Source organism: Microcystis sp. M169S2 (assembly GCF_020245865.1).
Classification (GTDB): domain Bacteria; phylum Cyanobacteriota; class Cyanobacteriia; order Cyanobacteriales; family Microcystaceae; genus Microcystis; species Microcystis ichthyoblabe_A.
Map to the genome: position 1 here is coordinate 1 of NZ_JADBUB010000052.1, position 6,250 is coordinate 6,250.

The following is a 6,250-nucleotide window of genomic DNA, read 5'->3' on the forward strand; positions in this document are numbered from 1 at the left end:
ATCTTAGCCATCAAAGCTGAAGCAACCGGATTCGGCTGATTGAGAAAATCTCGCCAATTTAATCGATTTAACTGCACTACTTGATAGTTAAATTCTAATACCTTAAAATCGGGAAAATCGACTACATATTGACTAATCGCTTCTCTTTTTGGCTTTGAATAAGAAAAAATTACAATCGGATAAATCGGTAAGACAAATTTCTCATGAAAGCGAGCAAAATAAGTAAACATTCGCCGATTAAACCACTTTTGGGAACTTTCCTGCGCCTCTACATGAATCAGAAAAAAAGATTCTTTTCCTCGAAACTTAACCTGTGCGACTAAATCACTTTCATACCTTTCTCCTTCGGTGACATCGGTAAATACTTCTTTGTCTAAAAAAGTAATCGAGTCCCTATCTAAATAATCTATCAATTGAGGAAAAAACAACTCGATAAATTCGACAAAAAAGGTGGAGATTAACTCCTTAAATAAGCGGTCATGGTCAATATTATTAGTCATGTAATATCATCTTAACTAATCTGAGCGATGAATGACTACTCTTCTCGATTGTATTCTGAGAAGTCGGTTTTGGCAACGGATTGTTATGATCTCACCCCCTTAACCGACAGCGATTGCCAAATTCGCCCAAAATCCATCAGATTGAGCTAAATCGAACAAAACATCGTAAACAGCAGGAAAGAACGGCAACAGGGTAGAAGTCATGACATTAACTGCAAAGGTTTACTGCTAACAGTTTTAGGCCAACAATCCCCAATTTTTCAAGGTTGCTATCACAAAAATTAACATTTATTACAAGAAAACGGGTTTCTCGAAGAAACCCGTTTTCTAAATATTTTCTCGAAGAAACCCGTTTTCTAAATAAAGGCAATCACTCTCCCCAATTCATAATTCCAGGCTCCCTTCTCCCGCATCATACTTTGTGCTTTTTGTCAAAAAAACTTTTTTTTTGCAATAAAACTACACAAAAAAAAGATCATCGTTGTGGGCGAAATTGACTGATTTACCCGTTTTAATTAGGATCACCTTCTAGGTGTGGCAAGGGTTTCAACCATTGCTGCCCAAAAAAGCACAAAATAACCCATTATGAAATTCTATCAAATCGCTGTAACCATTATAACGTCGTTGTTAAATAAAAATCTTTCTCAATTAATTCTTAAGAATTTATAAATATTGCGGAATGTTAATTTAAATATTCTCAAGTTTTTACAGTCAATAAATAATTTTTGCTTATCTTTGTCAGAAAATAGAACTTCTGCAAAAATCCAACATCTACCATGGGGTTAGGAGTCTCCGAGTCAGGATTCAGGAGTCAGGATTCAGGAGATTATTTTATTTATTCTCCCCACACCCCACACCCCACACCCCACACCCCACACCCCACACCCCATACCCCACTTATTCAACAAACATGAAAGAATCGTGGCGAGAACGTCTGAATATCTCTCGAATAGCGATTAATGCCCCGAGGTTAACCATTGCCTTCTGGTTAGCGGTGGCTATGGCGGGAATTTTGGCTTTTAGTTCCCTAAAATACGCTCTTTTCCCCGATATCAGCTTTCCAGTCGTCATAATTAACGCTCAAGCGGATTTAGCTACTGCTATCACCACGGAACAGCAATTAACTAAACCCCTAGAAAATCCCCTTTTCTCTCTCCCCGGTCGTCGTGATATTTCTTCGACTACTGCCCCTGGACAGTCAGTAATCAGCATTTTCTTTAAAATTGGCACAAATTTAGACAAAGCCACCGCAGCAGTTAAACAGACTATCTCGCAAGTCCCTTTACCCTCTCAAGCTACTACAGAAGTTATCCCCGTTGATTTAAATGAGTCGGCAACAGTCACCTATGCGCTGGTGCTTGCCCCCTTCGGCTTGGCTCAGGGCAAGCTGAGCCAAGTCGAAGGGAGTGACCAGAAAACTCTAGAAGAATTAAGCCAAATCGCCCAAGATAATTTAATTCCACCCTTAAAAGCTCTTCCTGGTACGGCTAAAGTTAATTTACTCGGTCAAGGTACAGTTAGGGAAGATAATCCCCATAAAAGCTTAACCCGACCATTGCCCACGCTGGTGCGCTTTAACGGACAAGAGGCGATCGCAGTGCAGGTAATCAAAAAAGGTGCTGCCAATAGTCTCGATCTGGCCGCTCAAGCAGAAAAACTGGTTAAAGACATAGCACAAAAACTGCCCGATGTCAAGATAATTTTAGCTGAAACCCAAGCGGAATATATTCGCGCTGCCCTACAAGGCACGATCGATGATTTACTCTTGGCAGTTTTGCTGTCGGTGCTGGTGATCTTGATATTTTTAGGCAGTTTCGCCGCTACGGTCATTTCTGCTCTGGTTATCCCCCTATCTCTTTTGGGGACTTTCATTATCATGGCCATCTATGGGTTTAATCTGGAAACCCTGACACTGCTGGCTCTCGCTTTGGTGATCGGCATTGTCGTGGATGATGCGATCGTGGATGTGGAGAATATTTCCCGTTTAATCGATGCGGGGGAAACCCCGAAAAATGCGGCACTCAAGGGGACAAGGGAGATCGGATTAGCTGTCACCGCCTCCACTTTAACCATTGTTGCCGTGTTCATACCCGTGGCTTTTATGGGGGGTGCGGTGGGGCAGTTTTTCCAACCCTTCGGTTTAACTGTCTCGGCTGCGGTGATTTTTTCCCTGTTGGTCGCCCGAACTTTATCGCCAGTTTTGGCAGTATATTGGCTGAAACCGCAGTCACGGGCAAAAATGACGAAACAAAAGCGACCGATTGAAAACGCCTATCGACGGCTCTTAAACTGGTCATTACGTCATCGTTTGCTGGTCATTGCTATCGCCCTAATTACCTTTTTGGCGGGTATTGCCCTGATTCCTTTTATTTCTAGGGGATTTATTCCCCGACTCGATCGCGGCGAGTTTAATCTGGTTTATACTTCTCCTTTGCCGAAAATAACGCAAATTAGCCCTAATAAACCGACGGCTAAGAGTTCTAGCGATAGTTTCGCTTGGATTTCTCAGTTAGCGAGTTCTCCCGAAAGTTTTCTTTTGCGTCGCACTATCCGCGATGGCAGCAAATTAGAAGCGCCGATTTTGCAGGATGGGGAAGTGGAATCGACTTTTATGATCGCCGGTTTACGCGGTGAGCCGAATCGTGGCAAAATTCACGTTAAACTGAAGAGCGATCGTAAATCTCACACCAGTGCGGTGCAGCAACGGATTCGGCAAATTTTACCGACAATTAGAGGGGTGAATGTCAGTGTCGAGGACATTCCTTTTGTGCAGACGGAAGCGGAAAAGCCGATCCAAATTGCGATTAAAAGCGATAATTTGCCACTATTGCGCGATAGTGCCGAGAAATTGCGGGTTGAGGCCGCTAAAATCTCTGGTTTAAAGGATATTTCCCTATCATCTAGATTAAATGAGCGGGGGGATTTTTTGGCGATCGAGCGTTTAAATGGTCAACAGGCGATTTTTCTCAGTGCTAATCTTAGTCCCGATTTAGGATTAGAAGATGCGGCGATTAAAATTGAAGGGATTCCTTTACCGGAAGGGATAACTTTACAGCGTTGGGGTACTTCTTCTCAAAGTAGCGATGTTTTGGGCAGTTTTGGTCGCACTTTAATCCTAGCGACAATTTTAATGTTAGGAGTTTTATGGTTATTATTCAGAAGACTGCTAGAAACTATCGTCATCGCTTTATGTTTACCTTTAGCGATTGTGGGGGCAATGTTAGGGTTATTGGTAACGGGTAGTGAGTTTAGCATGATTTCTCTGATCGGGTTTATCTTCCTCTTGGGATTACTGGATAAAAACGCTGTGTTATTGCTGGATTATACTAACCAATTGCGTCAACAGGGTTGGAGTCGGGAGGAAGCGGTTTTAGAAACGGGAATGATTAGGTTAAGACCGATTTTAATGACCACTTGTTCGACAATTTTAGGCATGATTCCGATCGCTTTGGGATTGGGTACTGGTGCGGAATTGCGGCAACCCATGGCGATGGTAATTGTGGGAGGTTTAGTCACTTCTTCCCTGTTGAGTTTAATTGTTGTGCCTGTGTTATATCTAAGTTTAGAGGATGTTTGGAACCGGATTAAAGCCAGTCAAAAGTAGCTAGTTTTACCGTCGCTTTAGTTAGGGTTGGCTGAATAAATCTAAAAACCTTGTTGGGTAAGGCTTTTATACTTTTTGTCAATCAAAAAGTACCGGATATGGGAGTGAGCGGGGGGAAAATACCTGGACTTTTTCCCTAAAAATTAGGTAATTGACCCCCTCAAAATCGGTAAAACCCCACACCCCACACCCCACACCCCACACCCCACACCCTGTCCCCACTAAAAACTTTTTGCCACAAACCCTAGTTATTGTTTTGGCTTCTGATTACTATAGAGTCGTTTGAATTCTTTTTGTTGTTGATTATGATCGACAATTGGCTCAGGATAACCACAACGATGTCTTTCTAAACGGGGGATTTTCCCGGTTACTAAATATTCCGTATCTACGGAGGCTAATTCCGGCAACCACTGACGAATATATTCCCCTTCCGGATCGAATTTTTGTGTCTGACTAGCGGGATTAAAAATTCTTAAAGGTTTCGGATCCATGCCACTAGAGGCACTCCACTGCCAACCACCATTATTAGCGGCTAAATCGCCATCAAAAAGTTTCTGCATGAAGTATTTTTCGCCTTTTTGCCAGTTAATAATTAAATCCTTGGTTAAAAAACTCGCCACGATCATGCGACAACGATTGTGCATCCATCCCGTTTCATTTAATTGTCGCATGGCCGCGTCAACGATCGGATAGCCGGTTTTTCCCTGGCACCAAGCTTGAAAATGTTCTTCATTATCCTGCCAAGGAAAATGACGAAATTCTTTTCTATAAGCACCGACCGCCAATTCTGGGAAAAAATAGAGACAATGCTGGTAAAATTCCCGCCAAGCTAACTCTTGCTGCCAAGTGATAATACTATTTTTTGCTTCCTCGGCCCGGCAATTTTCTAATAATTCTAGGGTGGCTGTCCAAATTGTGCGGATGCCAATCGCCCCAAATTTTAAAGCGGCACTCAAGCGCGACGTCCCATCGAAAGCGGGGAAGTTACGATCTTCTTGATAATTGTTAATAACCCCTTGACAAAATTCTTCTAATCTGCTAGTAGCGGCTTTTTCTCCGGGGGTGAGGGGTAAGGGATTTTGCCAAGTAAAACCTAAATTTTCTAGGGTTGGTAAGTTAATAGTTTCTGCGAGTTTCTCCCCCTCATTTTCGTCTAATCCTTGCAGGTTTTCTAGGGTTGTGGGGCTGGCTTTGGTTAATTGGCTCCAATTTTTCCAAAAAGGAGTATATACGGTGTAGGGACTTTTTGAGAGGGTGAGGACTTGTCCGGGGGCATGGAGAAGTTGATCCCAGAAGGTTTCTACCTCAATTCCTTTTGTTTGTAAAGCGGCGATTACCTGTTGATCTCGTTGACGCGCGTAGGGTTCGATATCGAGGTTAAAAAAAACTGCTTTTGCCGATAAATCGCTGGCTAAATTGACCAGTGTTTGACTGGGGTTGCCGCGAATAATCAGTAATTGACTACCTTTTTGGCGATAATTTTTTTCTAATTCCTCTAGACAACCGAGGAGATAGGCAACTCTAGCCGGGGCGATATCATCCCCTTCTAAAATAGCAGGATCGAGGCAGAAAACCCCGATAATTTTCGGACTGCGCTCCCTAGCTTTACTCAGTCCAATATTATCCGAGAGACGTAAATCGCGACGATGCCAGAAAAGGATTAGATTTGACATAAAGTAAGGTGATGAGTGGTCACTGAGCTTGTCGAAGTGAAGATTATCAGGGGCGAGATTATTTTACATTGAGCTTGTCGAAATGTGGGGTACAGTTAAGAACAAATTCAAGTCAAAAATACTCTTTCTGTAATTATAGGACAGTGGATCAAGAATAATTATCTAATTTTACAATCTAGCTGTGATTGGCAGTTAGTTTATTGACAAAATCTCGATGTTCTGCTGTTTCTAAACCCCGCTGCAAAATCACTAAAACTTTTCCTAAGTCGCCCATTAATAAAGCGTTTTTATCTAGCCACAAACCAGGGAAGATTTGGGAGCGCATTATGCCCTCACTATCGGGTTCTAGTTTAATATATTCTCCTGCCTGTAGCCGAAACCAATCAATTTCTTGTTCATAAAACCGCCAGACTAGGTATTCTTGGACTTGATTGCGACGGTAAACATTTAATTTTTGATGAACATCGTAGGAA

General features: G+C 42.4%; 6 protein-coding genes. 3 read left to right on the forward strand and 3 right to left on the reverse strand.

Annotated features, from left to right (window positions below; translation table 11 throughout):
- Positions 1–500: Rpn family recombination-promoting nuclease/putative transposase (locus tag IM485_RS05895; RefSeq protein WP_287741888.1), on the reverse strand; the 500-nt coding region annotated here is incomplete at its 3' end.
- 776 nt (positions 501–1,276) lie between these two features.
- On the opposite strand from IM485_RS05895, the gene IM485_RS05900 reads away from it, so the two are divergent.
- The 3 genes from IM485_RS05900 (at position 1,277) to IM485_RS05910 (ending at position 4,390) form a co-directional block, all read left to right on the forward strand.
- Positions 1,277–1,414: a hypothetical protein gene (locus IM485_RS05900; protein ID WP_287741890.1), complete on the forward strand. Its 138-nt coding sequence runs from the start codon at positions 1,277–1,279 to the stop codon at positions 1,412–1,414.
- Positions 1,411–4,104, forward strand: a complete 2,694-nt coding sequence (locus tag IM485_RS05905) for an efflux RND transporter permease subunit (RefSeq protein WP_287741892.1) — start codon at positions 1,411–1,413, stop codon at positions 4,102–4,104. The genes IM485_RS05900 and IM485_RS05905 overlap by 4 nt, the downstream gene beginning before the upstream one ends.
- Positions 4,105–4,255: 151 nt before the next feature.
- Positions 4,256–4,390, forward strand: coding sequence for a hypothetical protein (locus IM485_RS05910; protein WP_287741896.1), 135 nt, complete (start codon positions 4,256–4,258; stop codon positions 4,388–4,390).
- Here IM485_RS05910 and IM485_RS05915 read toward each other — a convergent pair.
- Both IM485_RS05915 and IM485_RS05920 read right to left on the reverse strand, forming a co-directional pair.
- The gene (locus IM485_RS05915) at positions 4,353–5,777 is read right to left on the reverse strand and encodes an FAD-binding domain-containing protein (RefSeq protein ID WP_104395365.1); all 1,425 of its coding nucleotides are present in this window, start codon (positions 5,775–5,777) and stop codon (positions 4,353–4,355) included. The two genes, IM485_RS05910 and IM485_RS05915, sit on opposite strands and share 38 nt — an antisense overlap.
- 175 nt (positions 5,778–5,952) lie before the next feature.
- A partial coding sequence (locus IM485_RS05920) for a Uma2 family endonuclease (RefSeq protein ID WP_287741894.1) occupies positions 5,953–6,250 on the reverse strand: 298 nt, incomplete at its 5' end.

Excerpts from the sequence above, each read along its gene's own strand:
- IM485_RS05900 (WP_287741890.1), top strand. The coding sequence starts at position 1,277 with ATGGGGTTAGGAGTCTCCGAGTCAGGATTCAGGAGTCAGGATTCAGGA.
- IM485_RS05905 (WP_287741892.1), top strand. The coding sequence starts at position 1,411 with ATGAAAGAATCGTGGCGAGAACGTCTGAATATCTCTCGAATAGCGATT.
- IM485_RS05915 (WP_104395365.1), bottom strand. The coding sequence starts at position 5,777 with ATGTCAAATCTAATCCTTTTCTGGCATCGTCGCGATTTACGTCTCTCG.